The sequence below is a fragment of the Citrobacter amalonaticus genome, from assembly GCF_018323885.1.
In the GTDB taxonomy this organism is placed as follows: domain Bacteria; phylum Pseudomonadota; class Gammaproteobacteria; order Enterobacterales; family Enterobacteriaceae; genus Citrobacter_A; species Citrobacter_A amalonaticus.
This window is the reverse complement of the sequence record NZ_AP024585.1, coordinates 86,431-108,155: the sequence shown is the minus strand read 5'-3', so window position 1 is coordinate 108,155 and position 21,725 is coordinate 86,431. Positions and strand designations below refer to the sequence as shown.

The window sequence follows — 21,725 nt, the reverse complement described above, 5'->3', positions numbered from 1 at the left end:
TGGGCAAGTAGGAATATGGGTTATGCCTCGCGCAGGCTCTGCGCAGGTTCAATATTAATGGCGCGCCAGGCACCAATGCCGGCGACCAGTGTCGCCACGACAATGGTGAGTATCAGAGCGACGAGGCCGTGCAACGGGGTGATCTTACAAATCATTTGATCTGTTGCCTGACTGCCCGCTAACGCCTGGTTAAAGACCTGACTGGCTAAAAGGTAGATCGCAAAGCCGCCGATATAAGCCACCAGACTAAGAAGACAGCCTTGAAAAATCACATAGGCACCCACTGCGGGACGGGTAAAACCGAGCAGGCGGAGGACAGCAATATGTTTACGTTTGCGGTCAACATTCGCGATAAATGAGCCAATAAGTGAGGCAATACAGCCAACCAGTGCAGTGGCGGCAATGGTATTAAAAATAATGCCCAAAACCCGATTGATGCTTTTCACATTTTCTATATCAGCCAGACGGCTGGCGGTTTCGATGCGCTGTTCCCGGAGATCGCGCTCAAGGCTGGCAACCTGATCAATATCGCGGGCGTATAATCTGGCGCGTGCGTAGAGCGGTGGTTTACCGTCAAGCTGCGCACCGCTGGCCATCCCCAACCCGGTTACCGCAAAGCCATCGCGGAAATGTTCAAGCGCCAGCAATAACGAAGGCTGGGTAAAGATCGCGGCACGATTAAAATAGGTCGCAGGCAAAATCCCCACGACGGTAACGCTTTTTCGTCCCCATTCCCGGCGTTCATCAAGCATTCTGCTTACTCGCAAAGAGAGCGAATCACCGACACTGACCGCTAATTTACGTGCGGCTTCCTGAGTAATGACAACCTCGTTTTCCTGATGGAGTTCAAGGGACTTGAGTAAAGGGTCCCCTGAGTCTGTTGGAATAACTTCAGCGTTCTCAATGAAATGTGTGCTGTCTGTTTGCAGGTCAGCAAGCGTATTTAGCGAACGCGTTTGCCCGATGGCGAAACCCACATCGGGTCGCTGCCGTAACTCTTCGATCCAGTTTTGGTTGTAGCTGCCGCTACTCAGCATACGGATTTCCAGGTTGCGAGGGTCACTGGCCAGATCTTCTTGCAGCTGGTTCACAATCCCAAAACGCAAACCGAAAAGAAGTAATAAAGGTGCGATGACAGCGACGAGAGAAGAGACGATGCAAAAAGAAATGATGCGATCGTGCCACAGGTCTTGCATAGCCAGGCGGCCCAGCAGTCTGGCTCGGTTAAAGGACAAAATAGGTTCCTCCCTGTTCGTGCTTCGACGATGCCACTAACGGTTCAGGCTGGGCAGTTAAACAGGGTAAATTGAAATGTTGTACCAGTGGCCAGTCGTGGCAAACAATCAGCGCCATCATGCCTTCCTGGCGGACCAACTCAATAAACAGGCTAAATAATTTCTTTGCGTTGTAGGGATCAAGTGCGGCTGTTGGTTCATCAGCCAGTACCAGTTTTGGACGGTGCAATATCGCACGTGCGAAAGCGGTTCTCTGTCGTTCACCAAACGACAACTGCGTTGGATATTTAGCCAATAATGGCGCAAGTTTGAGAGCATCGATTACTCTGTCCAGCAGCGCGTTGTCGGGGCGTAATCCCAGCAACTGGCACGGCAGAAGGATGTTATCTTTGACGCTCAGATAGGGAAGCAACCCCCCATTTTGCAACACAAAGCCAAGCTGGCGGGCGCGAATACCCGCCAGTTCATTATGTTGTTCATCCTGTATCAGCGTTGCGATATCAAATTGCTGTGCACCTTCGTCCAGCTCGAAGCACCCGATTTTACTGGGTTGCAGTAATAAGCCGATGGCTTCCAGTAGCGTGCTTTTACCACATCCACTTTCACCTGTGACCGCGACCACCTGGCCTGACCGCAGCGTGAGCTGCGGCAGGTAAACCCGGTGAGCATGACTGCCCTGACCACGAACAACGCACAACTCTTCTATGCGCAGCATCAGGGCATCATTTCCAGCGGGATGGGATAAACGCGATCGCGCGGATCGCTTCCTTTTGCCAGCTCAACCCAGCGATCAACATCGGCGTTATATTTTTGGTAATGACGCAGTTTAGATGACAGCGTGCGGATAAATTTCTCCTGTGACAATCCATCCCAGCTTTTCCAGGTCTCTTCGTCGAGGTTCAGGACATCGCTCTTATAGGGAAGATCGGCCAGATATTCTCCCAGCACCCCCAGATCGCCAATGCGGGCATTGTCCTGTTGTTTCAGCTGGTTAGGATCAGCACCCATGGTTGCCGCAACAGTACGCAGTTGCTCAAACATTTTGGTCGGTGAGATCATCCCCTCATTTGCTGCTTTAAGGATCTGGCTGACAGCATCGCTTAAGTCGCTTAGCTGACCTTTGGTCAAGAGAACACGAACGTCGGTGGTAGGAATGTTTTGCTTAATCAGGTCGCGGTCGCTAATCCATGCCTGAAAGACTAACGGGGCTTGTGTGCTGTTACGCTTACCCAGATAGGCCAACTGCATGGCATGTCCAATTAATGCCGTATCCTGAAGCAGCTTTTGTTCCGGTGTCAGTTTCTGTCCATCGTCTTTCGCGTAAAGCGCACTACCAATCGCAGCATCACCCATGTAAGCGGATTTAACCTGCTCAGTAATGGCGGAGGCTAGCGCATCTACCTGCTGGCCAAACATCTTGATATCACCGGCATTTACGGCCTGGTAAAGGTTGGACTGGGTGCTGTCAAAATTGGAGAGATCGCGGTACTGGCTTTCGGCTTTGGCATGGTTATCTTTGCCGCCTGATGTTTTTAGGTGCAGCGTATAGATAGCAATACCGCGGTTACCCGCCTCAAGGCGAAGCTGGCTGGCATCCAGACCGGTACCTGACAGCTTGTTGCTACCGTCAATAGCACCTGCATCGGTAATCAGGACCATGTAACGAGCGCCAAACGGGCTCCAGTCAATGTCATCAATAGCTGATAGCACGCCGGAATACGCATCCTCGTCATACAGAGAACTGGAGACTTTCGCTTCTTTTAAATCAGCGACTTTCTTCAGGAAATCCGTACCATCTTTCACATGGTTAGGATCTGCGTAAATCTTTGTGCGGTACTCAAGGCCCGGAACGGCTTTGGTATTCGAGCGAAATGAGATCAACCCAAACTTAACCTGCCCATCCAGATGCTCTTGTTTGATCTTGCCATAGATCTTATTAACCGCTTCTTTGGTGCGCTCAATGTAAGGCCCCATTGAAATGGTTGAGTCAATAACGAAGACCACTGAGGCGTTAAACCCTTTCAATTGATTTACGTTATCTTCTTGTTTTTTATCCGTTTCAGCTTTACTGACGGAGGCTACGTTAAGCAGGCGTGTATAGAAGCCATCTTCGGTCATGACCTCTTCACCGCTCAGGATTGGCAGCAGATAAAACTGCTTTTGCAGATCGACAAAATATTCGGGCTCTTCAGCCTGAATACCTTCGGCGTGGCCATCCCGTTTTAACTTGGCGCGAAGTGGGGCAACCAGCGATACGGGATCGGGGGCAGAGAGAATATCATCAAGGCTTTTTCTCTCTTTAAAGAACAGCAAACGGTCACGGTTTGCCGGGTTGGTAAATGCCAATGTGAGCTGCATTTTCCAGTCGACGGTACATGACTTTGGTAACCAGCCTATAGTTTTACCAAAGCTATCCGGCCCGACCTTAAGCCAGCTCTGGCCGTTTGCATCTTCTTTTTGATAAACATACAGGCTACTGAAGGCCGGCTGTAGCTGACCTTTATCATCACCTGCGGCAGTCCCAAGTTTGCAGCCCGGGGTAGTGAGAACACGTTGATATAACGTTTTCTTACCTTCCTGGAGCAGAGGTTTGTCGCCATCAGCGGCAAATACATGCCCGCTGAGCAACAGACCACATAATGGCAGAGCCAGACGACTCATTGGATTCCAGGTCATTTTCCTAGCTCCTCAAGGCGCTGTTTGGCTGTTTGGTTGTCAGGCTCCGTTTGCAGAACGGTTTCGTACCAATATGCTGCAGTATCTTTATCCGGTGCTTTGAAACATTCACTTGGCTGGTGGTATTTCGGGTCGTATTCACCTGCGTACACGAGCGCGATTTTGGTATCACCACCCTGGGCACGGTTAGCATACAGACGCTGTGCAACACCACATTTTTTAGCCTCTTTTGCGGCCTGGATAATGGTCAGTAGTTTGTCACTGTCGAGTTTTTCCTGAACGCAGCTCTGGACGAAATCAAGCTCGTTCTGGCTGTTCAAACCCTGTGCAGAACAGGTGTTATGAGCGACAGGCTCTGGTGCGGCGGCGGATGCAGACGCCGGTGTTTCTTGCTGTGCTTGTTCAACGGGAGGGACTTCCGGTGATTTATCCCGGCCTAAAAACCACCACAGCGCACCAGCAATCACGACTAATGCCAGTATTGCCGCGCCTATAACAGGAAGGCGGGAGGACCCCGATTTCGCCGGAGTTCTCGCTTCAGTATGAATTACCGGCTCTACAGGTTCAGGGGCAACAACGGTTTCTGTTGCAATGACGGGCTCAGAAGGAACTTCTGGAGTAGCCAGCATGCTGCTGCCGCTATAGTTACCTGTTTCACCTCTTGCTTCAGAAGAGAGCAGTTCGTCGCGCACCAGCTGTAACGTGGTATTGCGTGTTTCTCCAGAATCCAGCTTGATCTGAATTTGTACCTGGCTTGCCGTCGCCAGCAATGGGTCAAGCAATGTTGGGCCAATACGAAAACCGCTACCATTATTTAACGCATAACCACCGTTCATGGTAAACCAGTGTTGCGCCGGGCTCCAACTGCCATCGGGTTGCAGGTAGTTCTGCTCGTTATTGCACAGTGTAAAGGTCAGATTAGTCAATATTGCGGTTTCACCACGCAGGCGGACCATCAATTGTGCAGTACCTGGCTCTGCCGGCTGGCAGGCGATGATTTTAGCTAGCATGGCATGTTCTCTTGTTTCAATTGGCTGATAATCTGACCAAGTTGACGATTCTGTTCGAAGGAAATATCCCGTGTGGCGCTATGACCCGCATTGTCCAGGACGACGCTCATCAAAGCAGAAAGCCAGTCACCCAGATAGGAAACGCCGGGCTGTGGTGCGACGGTGGCGAGTTGTGGCAACTCATCGTTAGCGAGCTGCTTCTGACGCAGAAACACTTTGTTTTTCTCGCCAACATAGCTGTTGGGTACCTTGTCTGCTGGCAGGGTGAGATAACCAAACCAGGCAATAAAATCACGTATGGTCAGTTGAGCGCGTAAAACCTGACGTGCTCGCATGTGTACGCGAGTTGTTTCAGCCTGCTCTTGACCCGCCAGGGCATGTTTCAATGTCCCTTCCAAATCCAAACGTGTGGCGGCGGTGATTAGCTCTTCGCTGAGTTGATTAATCAGCTCACTGCTCATGCCCAGTTGACGCCACTGCAACGGTTGCTGCGGCAACTCCCGTAGATGGGCTACCCAGGCTTTAAAGGCCTGATGCGCGAAATCGTCATCCTGGCCTACGCGTTCCGCTGCGGCAGTTGCTGGCGCATCAACAACGGCGGTTTCAACAGGTGTAGTCGCAAAGGGATCGCTGGCAAAGGGGTTATCAGCGAACGGATTACCACCAAACGGACTGGTTGCGAAAGCATTGATGGTCGGGCTTTCGCCTTCGGTTTGCGGCGCCTGCTCGAGGTCGCGAATACTCAAATAAATGTTGTTGAGCTCCTGAGTCGGCAGAACCAGGCGTTCGATAAGTTCCCCCATACTGTGGGAACATGCAGACAAGCCCTGCCATAACTCTTTGGCAATTGCTTGTTTTTTCACAATCTGCCCATCACCGTCTTTTTCGTACCACCGGCCAAGACGTTGATCGCCGGTTTCCATGCGACATTGCAGCAGTTGTTGCTGTAAACGTTTTAGCTTGAAGTCGAGATGGGCGACGCCGCGCAGTGCTTTCGTCAGGCGCGACATTCCACCGTCGTTGAGTTCGAGCATTGCCTGCCAGGCTGCTTTCGGTTCTGCAACGTGCATATTCACATTTTTTCCGCAGACGAAGGTGCTGCCCATGGTATCGAGTACATCGCGGTAACGATCGCTGATACCCACTTCCTGGAGTCTCTCCTGCCCGGCATCACCTTCAAGCCTCAGGAAAGGGTTATCAAGCCCGGGTTTGCGTACCAGGAAACAGTTGTTGAAAGGCTGGTTGGGTGCCCATTGTGAAAGCCATTCATAGTGCGAGAAACGCTCCAATAAAGTCATGTGCATCATACCTTCCCAGCCTTCTTTTAACTGGCTTTCGGTATGTTGCAGGCTGTTGACGATACGCATATCACACATGGTGATTGCCCAGAACAAACCCGGGTTGCGGCCCCCGCGCTCTTCGGCACTCTTACCCTGGGTTTTCTCTACCCAGCGGTTTAATACCGGGCCCACATCAGCAACGTCGCTCTGTTTGGCTGAGCTGGCGCATACGACAAGCGCATTCATTTCCTGGTTATCGGTATAGCGTTCGAACAGGTAAGCAACTTTTCCGCGAAGCAGGAGCTGCGAAATCGCGTTAAGTCCATCCCGGCCAGCCTGTTCAAGTGCGGTGATCTTGAGACGACCGCGATAGCCAGGGAAGTCGAGCAGATCAACCTGTTCTACAACGCTGTTGGTTTCAACTTCTGCCAGAGGGAAAATCAGCTCTGTGGTTAAGGCCGCCAGTTCCGCCTGCGTTAAGTTGGCGCTACCAATTTGTTGTTCTTCTTTCCAATAACGGATCTCAACGTTGCGATCCTGGTTGGAGCCCAACCTGTTCAGGCTATCTACGTTCATGATGCTGCCGCTGCTATGGTCAGTCAGCGTTTCCAGCGGGGCAAATACCATCCGGGTATGGTTCAGTTTCGCCAGTACATTGGCTAATGAACGGTAGGTTTCGGTGAGAGCTGGCTGTTCTCCCCACAACAGGGAAAAGAGCTCTGCACGATCATTTGGGCTCAACGTCGGGGCAATTTTCAACACCTGCGGCCACCAGGCGTGTTCAAGTTTCTCAACTGACTTTTTAAAGGAGGCGTTAAGGTAATCCCACAAGGCGACGACATCTTCCTGGCTGACGCCGTTATATTCCTGAACCTGCACAGCACGCTGCAAGAATGGGCGCAGGTGCTCTTCAACCCGGCTTTGGTCAAGCTGATAGCTCAATTGCTCATGGTTGAAGTCGTTAAACCAGGCGTTGGCCAGAATCTTAGCCAAATCGATTTCACTGAACAGTCGCAACGGCACTGGGTATCCAGCCGGCGCGGCAGGCGCCTGACGGGTAAAGCGAGTGACCAGCCCCGTCGCTTCTTTACCTCCGCCGACAGGGTTTACCTCTTTGATAAAGTCAACACGCCTTTCGCCGTAGAGTGCTTCCAGCGACCCATTGCTACCAGCAGCGAGCGCTGAAATGAGGTACGATTTCCCTGCCTGAGAAATACCGAAAAAACCGACGGTCATCGGTGTTTTGGCAACCTGAGTCAGGCTATTGGCCAGATTCCTCGTACGCAGCAAACTCAAGTTGAGTTTGTCTGCTTCGTTGTCTAAACGACGTGAACCGGGGCGTACGTTGTCGACCCATCCGAGTGCGTCCAGGCATCCCTGAGCGATAGCAGCCCAACCCTGAGTGAGAGATTTTTGTTCGCTATTCATTATTTTTTAACACTCCCGCTATCGAGCCAGTGACGGCTATCAATGAGCCCTCTGTCGGGCATCGTATTGAGTTCCAGATCCAAATCACGTTTGCTAAATGACTTATCGGTGTTGCTGCTGACATCGGCGATCGTCAGGCGATCGCTAATCAGTCCAAGCTGACGAGCTCGTTTACCCTTATCGATCGTCAGTCTGACTTTGAGATACGGGGAGCCATTATCCGTGGACTGAGCCGAAGAGAATTTTTTACGTCCTTCTTCGCTAAAACGGAGGGTATACAGCGGTGCTGCAGTCCAGCGTTCTGCATCCAACTGGCGATAGCCTAAGCGCAGGTCGCCACGCATAACGATGCTTTGTGTGGTTTTCTCGCCATTTTCATCGGTGATGGCCGGAAGCTTGATCTGCCCGTTTTCAGACTCGATATGTTGATAAACGATGTCGGCATCGCGAATCAGGTTATCCATATCAATGGTGCCGATATGGCGAATCGTTGAATACGGTTTCAGCTCTGAGGTGCGGAAATGGAAGTTAGGGATGCTGTGGTTTGCACACAACTGCGTGAGCATGGCACCCACTGAAGCCGTACTTTTTGGATCGTCGATATGACCGTTTTTATGGAACGGGTACCAGGTACCCGTCTGATAACCATGTAACGGCAGAATACGCCCTGGCGGTAACGGAAGGTTGCGACGAATAATCGCCTGAATCCCAGGTAACTGAGACGGCCGGCCGGTGAGTAGCAGCAGATCGCAATGATAATAAGACAGCACTTCACAGAGTGCAGTCAGGACTTTATCGATGCTGAACTTACCTGCACAGAGATCGCCATGGAGTTTGGCGAGTGGCAGATTAAGCATGATATCCGCGAGCTTAAAGTCGGTCGGACCTCCCGCTTTCTGAACTTCCCGGCGCACGAATCCTTCGACTTCATCACGAATACAACCCACCGGTAGCAAATCGCCGACACGTTGGTTAATCAGGGTATGCGTTTGTTCATCAAGCGGATCGTAATGTTCGTATGTTCCCAGGATATGTAATGCGAGCGGGACGAACAGTTGCAGGCTCAGTTGTTGGCGAAGCACGGCTTCGGCTGCGCTAATATTCTGCGATCCGCACAACTGGGACATCAATGTTTCAGTGGACATCACACCGGCTTCACGCAGGGCTTGCTCAAAAGCGGGGAGAACGTATGACTGAATAACATCCAGCAAAATGTCATCACCTGCGATCTTAAAACTGTCGCGAAAGCGCTGGTGAGGGATGATATGTACGTTAGTACCACCACCAGTGTGCCCATTATGATCGAGGCGGTAATCGGTGATCACCAGATCGGTGGTCCCGCCGCCAATATCAATTGACGCGATAGTGATACTTTCACGATCGCTACGGTCTGGTCGGCCAATTGCGTCGAAAAACTCTTCCGGATGACCGGCAAAGTTCTGATTAATCTCGGTATACAGGTAAACCAACTGTGCACAGGAGGCTTCGTCCCACTCCACCCTGATTTCAGGTAATGGGATCTTGATGTTTGCTTCCGTATGCTCTTCTTGTACGTCCTCATACGGATCGTTCTCGCCGTTGTGCCAGCGTAACGATTTCCACACCAGGCCGACAGCCTGACGCATGCGTTCATCCAGCACACAGCGTTCAGCCATGGGCATACCTGGCGGAACCGTCAGAATAATATGGCGTAGCTGACGCGGGATCCCAGCGTGCCCCTGGCGAATACGCTGCTCCGGGCTGTTAATCTGACTAATGGCCTGGGTCAGAACTTCTGCCAGCATAAAGGTCATCAGCGAACTGCGTGAGTAGCGTGGCGTAAAGACGGGGATGCGATCCATCTCATCTTCAATGGTGTGCAGGGCTTCGCCTCTTTCATCGATCAGATTGGCAAACGGTGCTGCCGTTGCCAATGGATTGCTGTCCTGCACATAGCTGCCATTAAAACGCCAACCCTGACCATAAAACTTCTCATCCCACAGATAGCGTTTAGGGCTGGATAGGCCTGTTGAACCTTCACTACCTTTACGACGAGCCGCCAGACGGCTGGCTTCACCACCAATACGTGCGATAGTCGGCCACTGGAACGCATCGTGGCGACCGCTGCGTACAGAGCAGTGATCTTTGCCGAAGAAGGCTTGCGAAAATTCGACCCGGCTTTCAAAAGGATCGGTATAGATATGTTCGGGGGCACTGAGATCACGTAGTTTCAGCACATAGTTATGCCTCATGCCTGAACCTGATTGCCCGTGATCTTCAATAAGAATGCCACAGGTGCGCGAGTTGCCCACGTCGAGTATCAGGTCGACGGCGATGGGTTTGATCGCATTGGTTTCCCGATTGGCGATCACCCTGAACTGCGGCAGTTCAATGACGGGTTCAGTCTGGGTTTGCAGACCTTCGACTGGAATCGCCATCAATGACAGAAGGTTCAGGTAATGTGCCAGCGGGTATTGCTGTGCAAGTTCCTGTTCACGCTCGTCGATATCCCGGCCTTTGCTCGCTTCTTTGAATACTTCTTTGAGCCAGTCGGTTATCCAGTCCTGCGTCAGGTACCAATTTAGGGCATAGGTTGCAGTTGCGACGGCGAAGGTTGCCCCAGCATTCACATCTTCCTGGTTCGGGCTGAGGTCAGCGGCAGCCTGCTGTTTAGCCATAATACGGGTGTCGATCGCCAGCGTCATGCGATGGCTATGACCATCTAAATCGGGTTCTGGTAGTTTGACTAAACGAAAACGAGCCCAGTTTAGCGGTCCCTCCTGGTACACATTCGGTGGGCTAAAGCGAAACAAAGGAAGCGGTAACCAGATGCCGTCGAACAACTTCAGGCTCTGTTCAACAGGGATATCGTACTGGCTTTTGGCCTTCTCGATGTTATCGGGGGTCGGCTGATAGAAATAGTAATCGCGCTGCTCGTTGTAAATTAAACGGGTGAGTACACCGTTTGCTAATTTGACAAACTCGCCAGCAGGCAGGCGGCCAAGGGACAATCCGAAATCCATAAACTGGATCCCAGAGTCACCCACGAGGGTAATTTGACGATCGAAAGATACAATCTCAGGCAACATAGTTATCTCGTCCCTGTTCAGGAATTAGGTTGAAGCATGCGAATAGGGAATGTTTTTTCCCCATCATTGCTGCCAATACAATCGGCGTGGCCAGCAGCGGGTGATTTGCACTCGATTGTCGGCACAATAAAGTTTGAACCGTCGCTACATTTCATCTGCTCAGGATTGGTGATACTCAGCGCCCCTTGCTGCACATTGCCGCTGGCAGGGCCACGGCAGGTAACACCGCTGGACTGACGTATGCTGACGGTGCCATTACCCTGGGCAAAGTTATATTGCAGTTGCAACGGTCGCCCGGTGAGCTTGTCCTGAATACCACCATTCACGCGCCATTCGCCGTTAAGAAACTGCGCTGGGCCATCGGGAAGGGCCGGAGGAAGCGTCAACGGAGTGCCCTGTGCCGGGATGACTGGCGGAGTGGTGGCTGGTTGAACTGCGGGTGGCGTTTGAGCGTCTGCGGTGCCAGGTACAGCAGGAGGTGCCGGAGTAGTCGACGCATCGGCGTTGGCATCACTTACAGGAACGGCTGGCGGAATTGCGTCGTCACCGACCTGTGCGGTTGTTGTCTCTGCCGGAACGGCTGGCGATGTTGGTTCGAGTGCTTGCTGTGCATCGACTGGAGTACCCTCAGATATGCCAGGGACGACAGCTGAACCCACGACGGTTTCTGAACCTGTGCGGGAAACCTGCGTTGTTACATCGGAAACGCCTACGGCTGGACGTTCGATGGCTGGAGCTGTATCGATCGCCGTTTTATCCGTGGTGATGGCAGGGAGTCCCGGAATGGAGAGTGATGGCACGCATCCTCGTAGTAGACCTAATAATAATGCCAGCAGCAGCAACGCAAGTAGCAACCAGAGTAACCAACGCCAGCTCCAGCGTCTGCGCACTACGGTATCTACAACAGGTGTAACCGCCGGGGTTACGGCGGCGTCTACAGGAGACAGAGGGGTTGAGGCCGCGAGAGGGGTTGCTGGTAGTGATGCCGGACTCAGCCAATGCATAGGATTACGTTGTTCGCCTTCCGGATGGACAAATCCCCAAAAGGTAATCACCAGGATTCCGTTTACGAGATACACAAATTCGTAATCCGGGAAATGTGTGACTGACTTCAGCAACTGTGCGAAGACGCGGCGATCGCCCCCGGTCCCGTTTTGCTCAGCATTGAGTAACTGTTCACTTAACGCCTGCACTGACATTTGAAACGCATTAAATTGCTGGCGCGCTGATTCCCGCTCCGCTTCACTCGCACCGCTCCAGGGGATGACATCGCCAGGGAAGCTGCTGTACCAATCGGTTCTGTCACCACCCTGATCGTTTTGTGGGATAGCTAAATGACGAGCCAAATCGCGCCCTGCATCAAGACGGTAGATTGCTTCACGTAACTGGAACGCCATCTTAAAAACGGGATAGCCCGTTTCACCCAGAGCCTTAAATGAGGAATTATGCCCGGTACGCAGCAGTGGTCCCTGAATCGAATTTCGCATTGTCTAAACCTTGTAAGGCTGTGATTTAACAAAAGCCACAGTGATGCAGGCTATTTTTTATTCGCACCAGGCGTCCATTCAAAACCCCAGCCATAGTGCTTATCCAGCGACTTCCGGTCAGGGAAGAAACGGTCCAGACGTTCAACGTTGATATTGCCATCGACGTTTTTGAGTCTGGCTATCGCCGCAACGTTATTGCGCTGATTGCTGTCAGTCAGCGTGGATATAATGGGGGATTGATCGGGCACATAAATCGTGATGGTGGCATTGGTCCCTTGCCAGTTGTCGGCACCGCCGTAAATGAAGCTATAAATCAGAACCTCATCAATATCCTGCCAGTGGCTACCATTAATGAAGAGCCACTCACCATCTTGATCGTTACCCTCACGAAGATCTTGTTGCAGCAACAGATATGGCGGTTTGTCATAGTTACCCAAGAACTTACTCAACGCTTCGGCACCACTGATCTTGCCGTTTTTAAAACGAATAAAAGCGGCGATATCGAGGTCGATAGGCTCTTTATGGCTTCCCTGTTGCCAGGTCAGGTTGATTTTAATCCGCCCAAAATCTTTGCGTTTCTCCAGATTTATACTGGGGTTTGCCTGGGTTAAGTTCGTGCTGGCGGGGGCGACAGCAGGTGCAGCAGCAGGCACATCGTGATGTACCGGAGGAGGGGGCGGGGTTAAGGAATTTTTATGCCACCACCACCAGGCGCAAGCGATTAGCAGCAACAATAGCCATGGCAGGAAGCGTCGCCACCATGGGATAACGATCACGGGAGGTAGGGGCGCTTCACTGACAATGGCCCAGTTGATTAGCACAGGTTCGCCACCTACGCTATAGCAATTAAGATCGCGCGAATGTGTTAGCAGTCTTTGCAAGGCATGCGCCGAATGTTCTTCGCCGCGTGCGAGTAGCTGCTCAATCAAACCGGCCAGAATATCCTGGTACTGCTGGCGTTTACTCTGGACGGCGGATTGTTCCGCATCGCTTAGCGCAGAAAAGGGCTTTGCCAGCCCCTGGCGTTCAGTCCACCATTCCAGATGTCCTTGTGAACCACGACGAGCAGTGGCGTAGAGTAGTGCCAGAGACGGTGGAAGATGACGGTGTATGATCGCAACCGTCTCCTCGTAGATTGTCAGAGTCGCTTCATCAATAGGCGCAGCAGTTGTTAATCGTTGCATAACCGAAATCATTATTGTTGTGAGTTGTATGCGTGGTATGCATGCAGCTGCATATCAGCAAGCCAGAGCCGTTTTCTTCAGCAGCAGAAAAAGTGGCCAGGTGACCAGCGCCACTTTTAGTGCATCCTTAGCGAAGGGTATTTGCTTCTTCCAGAACTTTGATTTTCTGCTTGGCTTCTGCGACTTTCTTTTCAATTGCAGCAATTTCACTTGCGCCACTGGCATGCTGAGACTGCCGCTGCAAGTCCTGTAATTGTTGAATTTCCTTCTGGCGTTCACTGCTTTTTATTTTGCTGGACTTCAGCTGTGCAAGGGTCTGTGACAGGTCTGAACGCACGGCATTTAACCTTGCTTGTTCATCGGCCAGCTTCTGATTGACGTTCTGCTGTCGGTTTTGGGTATAAGCCTGCTGTTGCTTCGCCGACTCATTTTCATACTGGCTGAGTCGAACCTGCTGCTCTTTTTTATCAACTTGCTGACGATAACCGCCGGATGTGGCGCAGCTTAGTTTGGTAATAAAACTCGGATCTTGTGCGTGTAAATCACAGTCCTGTGACGATGTAGTACAGCCGGTAAGCACAATAGTGGCGAGAAGCAGATATTTTCTCATCAAATTGTCCATGAATAGAGTCAGATCATGGCGCTTTATACATTAAAGTCGCCTTAAAATAGGCCGATACTCCGACCGGCCAAATGTTGTTAACCCAGAGAGATGGCCTGGCGTTGTTCGTATAACTCGTTCGTTTCTTTTTCCAGGTCACTAATCTTGCTATTCAGACTGCTGTACTCTTTATTCAAATTAGCAAGCTTGGTTTTCTCTGCAGATGTGGTAGTGGTTTGTCCTTGCAAGGCGACCTTATAGGCAGACTCTTTGTCTTTCATGCCTTTCACTGTCTCTTTCATCTTACTTATGTTGGCATCGATTTGTGCTAATTGCATTTTGGCACCTGCTTTATCAAAGCCAGCCTTATCTTTTTGGATGCTAATTTTGGTTAAGGTTGCCTGGTTTTCACTGATAACCTGTTTCATGGCAAGGGTAGATTTTTCTACTGCAGCGGTATCTTTGCTGATATCCGTATCCATTGCCTGCAGGCGATCGGCTGTGGAAGCATAATCTTTTTTCAGGCCATCAAGATAGTAGTTAGCCGTCATACCCGCTGCGCACCCAGCAGCACCACCAATGGCAGCACCTGTAATTGCTTTCTTGGTGTCTCCAGCCAGAGCACCAACTACAGCGCCAAGCGCAGCACCTGATACCGCACCAATGCCACAACCTTGCGCGCCAGAAGCGCTAAAAAACTGGGCTTGCTCGGTGGTTGTCAGACGTGGATCCGCTTTTGTCCCTGACAGTAGAGTACTTCCGGTATTAGCGCAGCCACTCAGCAGCAAAGAGGTAGAAATCAAGAAACAAGCCGTTTTTTTGTTAAGTGAATTCACAATTTTTTCCTTAAAAAAAATTCAATGGCAATAAACAGATATCAAGACCTAAATATTTAGGTTATGTAAAATTTTCAAGCGAGATCAGGCAGGATTTGACTTTATTTATAAGTAACCCCAAACAAAGCATAGCAGCATATTTATTTCAATTGTTATTATTCTAAATCGACACAATGCCTCGCCTTATCTTATGCAATCTATTTTGTACATTATCTTATACTGAAAATGCAATTTTTTAATTTATCAAATTATGGTACCAAGCTATGTGCAGGAGTTAGTGCAAATGCCATCAGCCATATATCAGCCAATGATTTCTATTAGGTATCAACTATATTGATCGCACTGGTCCTGCCATTGCTGCCTTTCACTTCTAGCATTCTCCTTCCTGTTCTAACAGGTATTCATGATGTATAGCCTGATCGGTAGCTGCAAACTCAAAGGCATTGAGCCAGAAGCCTGGTTGCACTACGTGATCGGCGTCATCAATACATGACCAGCCAACCGCGTGAAAGAGCTGTTGCCCTGGAACGTCATCTTCTTCTCTGTAAACTAATTTTTACCCCACGTCCTTGATGGGGACTTACACGAGATCTGACAATAAATATTATCTGCGGCTGATACCAGAACGAAGTATTACTTTTACTGGTTGTCCATCCTTGCAAAGCAATTATGAACGCCAGTGAAAAACAGGGGGAATCCGACGTGAGTGAAAAACATGCATATTTCAGAAAAATGTAAACTAAACTTGCCATCTCTATCAACGCGAAACCTTTTCCTCCACAAATTCTTGGCCCTCTACTGAATGCAAGATTAAGAGCACTGTTTTTATCCTTAAGAGAACAGTAGGGGGTGAGCAAGAACCCGCTGTTCTACCTCAAGGGCCACCTCGTCTCTTTGCTTACGCAGTTGATGAGCTGGAGTGCCAAGCGCGGTAGGACGACGACAGCAGCATTCGTGCCGGGAACGACGACGGTTTGCTCTGTCATAGTCTGGGTGATGTCAGCAGCAAGGCGCTTTCCCAGACGGGGCGCGAGTTAGCTGAGCTGGGTCGCCAGTTTTGTCTCTCCCAGCAAAGCGAGTTTTTCGGGCGAAGGATATCACTGGAGCAGATCGAGCACGGCCGGGTGATCCAGTCTCGGGCCGAGAACACGCTCCAGAGCCGGATGTATCTGGGTCAACAGACCGCGGATATCAGCACTCTGAGTTTGTTTTCGTTTGGGTAATGCTTTATCGAACAAGCGCTTATGTTTGCCTGCCATTGCTTCATTTCCTTCGCAACAGCCACGCATTTCTTGGCAGTTAAACAGGAATTTAGCTGTTCCTGAACTTTGTCAAACTCTTTGGCATATTGCTCACGAACACTGGCTTTACAGCTACTGTTGTTGCCACAGGCAACCAGTTCTTCGCTACGGCTTTTCTGCTGGGTTGCGCTGAGCGAGTTATTCTCAACAACAACTCTTCCCGATGCAGGTTGCTGCGATGAGCTCGGTTTTTCCCTGTTATTTCGATTGGTTAATAACAATTTTGTCTATTGTACTTTCTCCCTAGGATTTTTTTGCGCTGTTAAGCGTTTTTGGGGGCACAGACGCTACCGCCCCTCTGCAACAGAGTTGAACGAGCATGGCTGAACGCAATTCCAGCACACAACAGCACGCCACCACAACCGCCGTCTTCGAGCCGCAGGCGCATTATTACAGGGTTGGTTATCGACCCCGCTGCCGCAGTTTACCCTCAAGGGCCGCTGGCTGAAGGCGCTAGCCTTCTATACCGGACTGACAGTAGTGGTCACTGCCGAGAAGGGATAGCTGGCTATTGAGTCGCAGCAGAAGGTCTAAAAACCCCGGCTTTTGAGGGCGGGGATTTGCTTAATCAACTAATTTTTTTAAATATTTAAACGGTGGTTCACTTATATCAAACTTCATCTCTTCGATAAGTTGAGTTATTAACTCATACTCATTTTCAGTTATGGTGATGTCATACTCGCTTATATGGTCGCAAAGAATCTCAAAAGCAAGAGGCTCCTCGTCATATTGAATATAATCTAAAGCGCCATCAATTAAATCCGGATCTAATCGATCTTCAAGCAACTTTCCTAATTGACTGATTTTTACACCAAACATTTAATAAATCCCTTCATATTTTTTTATAGGTTTCGATGCCGGAGGTACAGGTTTATTATCGGGAAAGGCTGTAACAATTTTCCCTGTAGCCGGTTGATAAACAACACGAATACGGACACCATCTCTGACTTCATATGCGACCCATTTGGCAGGATCGCCCTTAGCGGTATACATACCACTGGTTCCTGTCTGAGCAAACCATTTAGTATCAGGCGACGTTGCTATATAACCCACAGTATGAACAACCTTGTCTGCTGACCAACTTTGAGGGAAAACTGTTTTTCCTGGATTTCCGGGATACAGATGTCCACCTTGTGTAGGGCTATCCCCATATATAATATGCTGTTTCGCTTCCGGCGAAAGAATATCCACATATTTCTGGTTTACAGGTGATAATCCAAGATCGGAGCTTTTCGCAACAGATAAAAACGCATTAGCTGCTACATACTGAATCAGTTTTGCTTCACTGGTCGGCACACCACTCGCCAGGATTTCCGCAGCTTGTTGCGGTGTCATTTCTCCATTTGCGGTCAACGCACTGACCGGAACCCCAAAGAATTCGCCCCTGGCAGTCAACAGACCTTTAACGGCATCCTGCCCTACAGGTATCTGACCCTGTGAGTTTTTAATCAGTGCTTCTGTTAACTCATCTGCTGTAGCGCCATTCTGGATCATACTGGCTGCAAACGACTGCTGGAATAACCCCATATCTGCCATGCCTTTTCCGAAGCTGTTCGGACCCAGCGCATTATTCTCAACAACAATTCTTTCCTGTGCGGCTTCCTGTCGTTAACCCGGTTTTTTCCTTTCCTTTCCGTGAATTAAAACCACTTTCCCCTGCTGTACCTCCGGAACGGCAACTTTTTGCTCTGTTAAGCGTTTTTGGCTCCGCAGACGCTTCCACTCGGTCGCGACACCTAATCTGCTACTCCACTATCATATCAGTATGAAAACGTGATGCCACGACACACGCCTCAGAAGCGTCTGTAATTAGCTGAATAGTCTTATCGTTCTTTTCTAATCAAAGAGTCATATTTTCCAAACTCAGGAAACTGATCATAATTACCCGTCACATCGACCGTCGTTTGACTCTCTTCCAGTTTATAGGGATTAAAATGTTCTTCCCTTACCACGGCACTACCATCTTCGTTAAAGATATATGTAGTGCCATGCGATACATTTAATATACCTGCACCTTCGCCGTCGTGTTCAGCAAACTCTCGATAAACAGCCATTGATAGAAAGAGGTTTCCACTTTCTACCAACTGAAACTGATACATTAGATACTCTTTTTGTTGCTCATCCAAGAAGCCAACCCCTACCATTTTTTTGTTTTTTATCACTTCTAAAAAACACGTTGGCTCTTTATCTGAATCAATAAGTACTGTATATGGAAGGCCGCGAGAATGTAGCTTCTGGGCCTCATGTTCAGTCAATGGGGTTATTGGTTCTTTGTAACCAATAGACCATTTTTTGCAATAAAAAATCTTATGTCTCATTTGTATACCGTTCCGTTAGTATCACGGATTATCACGTTAGCTTGCTTAGCTGAGTCAAGAACAGATTGTGGAATTGGTTTAATTTGAGGAGGTATTTCCAGAATATTTGAACCCTGTAATTTTTTACCACCTAACGTTCCACTGGATGGCACTTGCGCTATAGATGCCCCTACCGGATATTTATTCACTGCCTCGCGGATGTAGTTATTTGCAGTTGATTCAGTGATATCAGAGAATTGTGTGAACTTACGAGACACTATCTCACCTGTTGCCGGGTTATACGAATCCACACGATAATAGCCGTTTCCGTTAGGTTTGTTTACATAAAGTTCATTATACGGATAATGTTTAGACTGTTCTGCGTTGAACTTATTACCGGCTTGAACATTCTGCAACCATCCAGGTTTAGCAGAATTTACCGCTGCAACCTCAGCTTTTGCTGCTGCAATCTCTGCTGCATTCTTACCGACAGTAAGGATCCCCGCTGCACCCACGCCGCCTGGAGTTGCAACTTCAGCAGTCAGGATCCCCGCCTGATTCAGGCAAAGTATCGCTGCCGATTGACACCCTGCCAGCACCGCCTGTGCTGCTGAGGCCAGTTCAGGGGTAGCGGTGTGCTGCGCTCCAGTTCATCACGCTGACGCTGGTTCTGCTCAAGCAACTGTTGCTGCTGCTGTTGAATGGTATCACGGTCAGCCGGAGAGAGCGGAGCCGCTGTGACGCGCACGCACGCTACCGCCAGAATGGTGATACAGAAGAGGCGCGTGACGACGGAAAATCCGCGTGCTGGCTTCCTGCCCATTGCTTGCCCTTAAGTAAAGAAATGTATTAAAATTGTTCCAGAAAATAAGGCAGTAGTAAGATTTTGTAAATAACATTATTGATTTTGTGCATATGATAACTAAGGCTAATATGTTTTTTCGTCCCGCTGAAGTGGCGAGAAAGTAATGCTTCAACAGACAGGAGTCAGATGTGCTGAAGGCAATTGTCAGTCAGGATTGCTGGATATTACCTTGATCCGTGATCCGGTATTTTCGGTTGCATAAAACTGACAACAGCGAAGTGGTGGTGATGCGTTAAACCGGGTAAAAAATCAGCGTAATTCAACTGTCCTTCAGAACATAATGCATACCGGAGGTCTCACAGTTCTGCTGTTATTTCCCTGTCACATGTTCCTTCAATATCGCGCATACCAAGTGCCACAAGGAATACACAGCATTTCCCCGTAGTAATGTTGCCCGCACCAGACGCAGTACCAGGCCCCGGCTGGAGCAGACGCATCCAGAGGAAAGAATGCAAATATAAACCTTGTGTGCCAGTCTCCCGGCAATGTGGCAAAATCGTCCCGATACTTGCAGTACCTCAGTACATCATTCCCGACTGACCGTTGGTCGTGTTCAAACTAGGCGCGAATGCCAGGATTATCAGAATGCAGTACCTAACGACATCCGCAGGACGGGCATGTCCAGCTTTCTTCAGGCTGGCTGGCCGCGCTTCTGCTGCCTGTTTGCTCACCTCTGGTATTCAGAGCCCAATAGCATGGCATCAGGAGCACATGACCTCCTCATCTCCGTAAGAGTGATATTCACTGGTGCATTGACCTGCATGACTGACCACCGGCTTCGCATTGGGTACGTCACGATGTAGCTTGCGTATAAACCCGACCTCAGCAGCCGCAGGGTGTATGTAGGGGCAGAACTGCTGGCCCTGAACAGTGAGTACAACATCGGTATGAGAAAACCACGGGCGTTCAGACTCAGAATTCAGCACCTGGATACTGCCGCAGTGATGGCAGGTGTAACGTTCGTCAGGAAAGCGTAGTGCAGTTCTGGCACCGGTCAGGCGACCAGCGTTATTGAGGGCAAGAAATTATTTTGTGTACATAGTAATAGTCCTCTCCGCCACATGACACGCAGGCATAGGCCGTCCCTGTATGGGCAGCTTCATGCGCAGTATCTGGCGGGTAATAGATTTAATTGGTGAACCGGGGTGTCACAAAGGGGGGGACGACTCAGCTAGCTGTGGCGGCTATAACATTGACCGTGCTGTAACAGAACGGACACATGCGCTCACCACTGTATTGTCGATGGTACTGCGGGCAAATCCAGCGTACCGGTGCCTGCCATGTCTTACGGTTATGTTTCTTCGGCATGAGTGTTCAACCCCGTGACTCAGCAATGCGTTGCTGTAGCCAGGCTTCCACTTCGCTCTGCAACCAGCGGGAGCTACGCCCAAGCTTAATGGGTTTTGGGAATTCACCCAATGAAATCAATTTGTAGAACCATTTGTCGGTTAAGCCGGTGAGCTGCGTAATGAAGGCCATATCGACAAACTTATCGTTAAGCAGGCGGTTTGGTGTGGTCATCGTTTGTTCTCCGTTGGTGATAGGGGAGAAGAAGCCAGGTATTCGAATGGTGCAGACTTCTTCAAACGATGACGCACTGGCGTGATTTTTTACCGGATAGATTCAGCTCCGCTTACGCCGCCTGCCACTGACTGCCGGAGCAGGGACTGCGCTGACTCTGTAAATCCGGCGCTCTGTACGCTGCGACTGTTTACCCAGATAGCTCAGGATGTACTGCATACCTTCCCTTCCTCTGCGATCTGAAAAGTTGATTACTCGTTCACCTCGCACCCGGTAATGTCCCTTAGGCTCACACCGGTGCGCGTAGCCTTCTCCGTCCGTGATGTCTTCCCACAGCGACTGGATGGCTTTCCAGAAGCACCAGGCCTTCCGGTGGCTCTGACCATTGATATAAAACGCCGCATGAATGTGGTAACGGTGATCTCCCCCATATTCCATTACCCAGGCATATCCCTCCAGACCAGATATCTCTGCGCATTGCTCAGTCAGCCATGTCATCTCAGCCACCAGTTGATGAATATCACCATACGCGTATGAATCAGAGTTTTTCCTGTATGCAAAATCCACCCGAAGCAGGAGTAATTTCGAATGACAGTCAAATAACCGGTCCTGATGGTTAAATAATACTGACTGAAGAGAACAGTCTGGTTTGTGGTTTGAGTTGATTACGTATTCCATGATAAATATCCCATAACAGTTATTGGTCATGAGATTACGGGAGAGATTAATTTTTTATGCAGAATACCGATTCAGGCTTTCAGCCATTAAAGTATGTTTCTTGAGTATCATTTTTCACACGTGCTGTAACAGTAATTTCTTATCGTGCAATGGAATGGATGTTCATCACACAGAAAAGTCTGACAATCATTATGATTTACGGCAAAGAATAAACAATGATGTTAGTAATCATTGAACGTACCGGGATGTCTGAAAAGA

Annotated in this window: 18 protein-coding genes and 4 pseudogenes; 1 reads left to right on the top strand and 21 read right to left on the bottom strand. The window is 49.8% G+C overall.

Annotation, left to right across the window (positions count from 1 at the left end; all coding sequences use genetic code 11):
- Positions 1–20: 20 nt before the first annotated feature.
- From KI228_RS00550 to KI228_RS00505, 10 genes are all read right to left on the bottom strand, one after another.
- Positions 21–1,235, bottom strand: coding sequence for an ABC transporter permease (locus KI228_RS00550; RefSeq protein WP_077899761.1), 1,215 nt, complete (start codon positions 1,233–1,235; stop codon positions 21–23).
- Positions 1,225–1,950: an ABC transporter ATP-binding protein gene (locus tag KI228_RS00545; RefSeq protein ID WP_044254422.1), complete on the bottom strand. Its 726-nt coding sequence runs from the start codon at positions 1,948–1,950 to the stop codon at positions 1,225–1,227. Before KI228_RS00545 ends, KI228_RS00550 begins: the two co-directional genes overlap by 11 nt.
- Entirely contained in the window at positions 1,950–3,911 is a 1,962-nt protein-coding gene (locus KI228_RS00540) for a vWA domain-containing protein (protein WP_046401683.1), read from the bottom strand. Before KI228_RS00540 ends, KI228_RS00545 begins: the two co-directional genes overlap by 1 nt.
- Positions 3,908–4,921, bottom strand: coding sequence for a flagellar basal body-associated FliL family protein (locus KI228_RS00535; protein WP_177205275.1), 1,014 nt, complete (start codon positions 4,919–4,921; stop codon positions 3,908–3,910). Before KI228_RS00535 ends, KI228_RS00540 begins: the two co-directional genes overlap by 4 nt.
- The gene (locus KI228_RS00530) at positions 4,915–7,629 is read right to left on the bottom strand and encodes a virulence factor SrfC family protein (RefSeq protein WP_044254427.1); all 2,715 of its coding nucleotides are present in this window, start codon (positions 7,627–7,629) and stop codon (positions 4,915–4,917) included. Before KI228_RS00530 ends, KI228_RS00535 begins: the two co-directional genes overlap by 7 nt.
- Positions 7,629–10,697, bottom strand: coding sequence for a virulence factor SrfB (locus tag KI228_RS00525; RefSeq protein ID WP_046401685.1), 3,069 nt, complete (start codon positions 10,695–10,697; stop codon positions 7,629–7,631). The genes KI228_RS00530 and KI228_RS00525 overlap by 1 nt, the downstream gene beginning before the upstream one ends.
- Positions 10,698–10,714: 17 nt before the next feature.
- Positions 10,715–12,184: an SrfA family protein gene (locus KI228_RS00520; protein WP_052729097.1), complete on the bottom strand. Its 1,470-nt coding sequence runs from the start codon at positions 12,182–12,184 to the stop codon at positions 10,715–10,717.
- A gap of 50 nt (positions 12,185–12,234) precedes the next feature.
- Positions 12,235–13,368, bottom strand: a complete 1,134-nt coding sequence (locus KI228_RS00515; protein WP_072158011.1) for a tellurite resistance domain protein — start codon at positions 13,366–13,368, stop codon at positions 12,235–12,237.
- A gap of 127 nt (positions 13,369–13,495) precedes the next feature.
- Positions 13,496–13,978 (bottom strand): hypothetical protein, encoded by a 483-nt coding sequence (locus tag KI228_RS00510; RefSeq protein ID WP_044254435.1) that lies wholly within the window; start codon positions 13,976–13,978, stop codon positions 13,496–13,498.
- A gap of 89 nt (positions 13,979–14,067) precedes the next feature.
- Positions 14,068–14,805, bottom strand: coding sequence for a hypothetical protein (locus KI228_RS00505; RefSeq protein ID WP_044254439.1), 738 nt, complete (start codon positions 14,803–14,805; stop codon positions 14,068–14,070).
- A 403-nt stretch (positions 14,806–15,208) separates the two neighbouring features.
- Between KI228_RS00505 and KI228_RS00500 the strand changes: the two are divergent.
- Positions 15,209–15,298: pseudogene (locus tag KI228_RS00500) on the top strand (transposase domain-containing protein); the annotation flags it as partial.
- A 350-nt stretch (positions 15,299–15,648) separates the two neighbouring features.
- Here KI228_RS00500 and KI228_RS00495 read toward each other — a convergent pair.
- From KI228_RS00495 to KI228_RS00450, 11 genes and pseudogenes are all read right to left on the bottom strand, one after another.
- Positions 15,649–16,004: pseudogene (locus KI228_RS00495) on the bottom strand (IS110 family transposase); the annotation flags it as partial.
- 666 nt (positions 16,005–16,670) lie between these two features.
- The gene (locus tag KI228_RS00490; RefSeq protein ID WP_046401687.1) at positions 16,671–16,925 is read right to left on the bottom strand and encodes a MafI family immunity protein; all 255 of its coding nucleotides are present in this window, start codon (positions 16,923–16,925) and stop codon (positions 16,671–16,673) included.
- The gene (locus KI228_RS24455; protein WP_077899760.1) at positions 16,926–17,642 is read right to left on the bottom strand and encodes an EndoU domain-containing protein; all 717 of its coding nucleotides are present in this window, start codon (positions 17,640–17,642) and stop codon (positions 16,926–16,928) included. It lies immediately after the preceding gene.
- Between the two features lie 287 nt (positions 17,643–17,929).
- On the bottom strand, positions 17,930–18,424 hold the full coding sequence (locus KI228_RS00480) for a hypothetical protein (protein WP_046401688.1): 495 nt from the start codon (positions 18,422–18,424) through the stop codon (positions 17,930–17,932).
- On the bottom strand, positions 18,421–19,002 hold the full coding sequence (locus KI228_RS00475; protein ID WP_141227365.1) for a hypothetical protein: 582 nt from the start codon (positions 19,000–19,002) through the stop codon (positions 18,421–18,423). Before KI228_RS00475 ends, KI228_RS00480 begins: the two co-directional genes overlap by 4 nt.
- Positions 19,003–19,028: 26 nt before the next feature.
- Positions 19,029–19,226, bottom strand: a pseudogene (locus KI228_RS00470) (ShlB/FhaC/HecB family hemolysin secretion/activation protein); the annotation flags it as partial.
- A gap of 375 nt (positions 19,227–19,601) precedes the next feature.
- Positions 19,602–19,754: a putative zinc ribbon protein gene (locus tag KI228_RS24560; protein WP_436967371.1), complete on the bottom strand. Its 153-nt coding sequence runs from the start codon at positions 19,752–19,754 to the stop codon at positions 19,602–19,604.
- Positions 19,755–19,862: 108 nt separating this feature from the next.
- Positions 19,863–19,970, bottom strand: a complete 108-nt coding sequence (locus tag KI228_RS24665) for a DUF7828 domain-containing protein (protein WP_436967370.1) — start codon at positions 19,968–19,970, stop codon at positions 19,863–19,865.
- Positions 19,970–20,293 (bottom strand): annotated as a pseudogene (locus tag KI228_RS00460) (DUF7828 domain-containing protein); the annotation flags it as partial. The pseudogene KI228_RS00460 and the gene KI228_RS24665, both read right to left, overlap by 1 nt.
- 289 nt (positions 20,294–20,582) lie before the next feature.
- Positions 20,583–20,789 carry a helix-turn-helix transcriptional regulator gene (locus tag KI228_RS00455; RefSeq protein ID WP_046401690.1) on the bottom strand — a complete coding sequence of 69 codons (207 nt, stop codon included), beginning with the start codon at positions 20,787–20,789 and terminating at the stop codon, positions 20,583–20,585.
- A 102-nt stretch (positions 20,790–20,891) separates the two neighbouring features.
- Positions 20,892–21,467 carry an inovirus-type Gp2 protein gene (locus KI228_RS00450; RefSeq protein WP_040229913.1) on the bottom strand — a complete coding sequence of 192 codons (576 nt, stop codon included), beginning with the start codon at positions 21,465–21,467 and terminating at the stop codon, positions 20,892–20,894.
- Between the last annotated feature and the right edge of the window lie 258 nt (positions 21,468–21,725).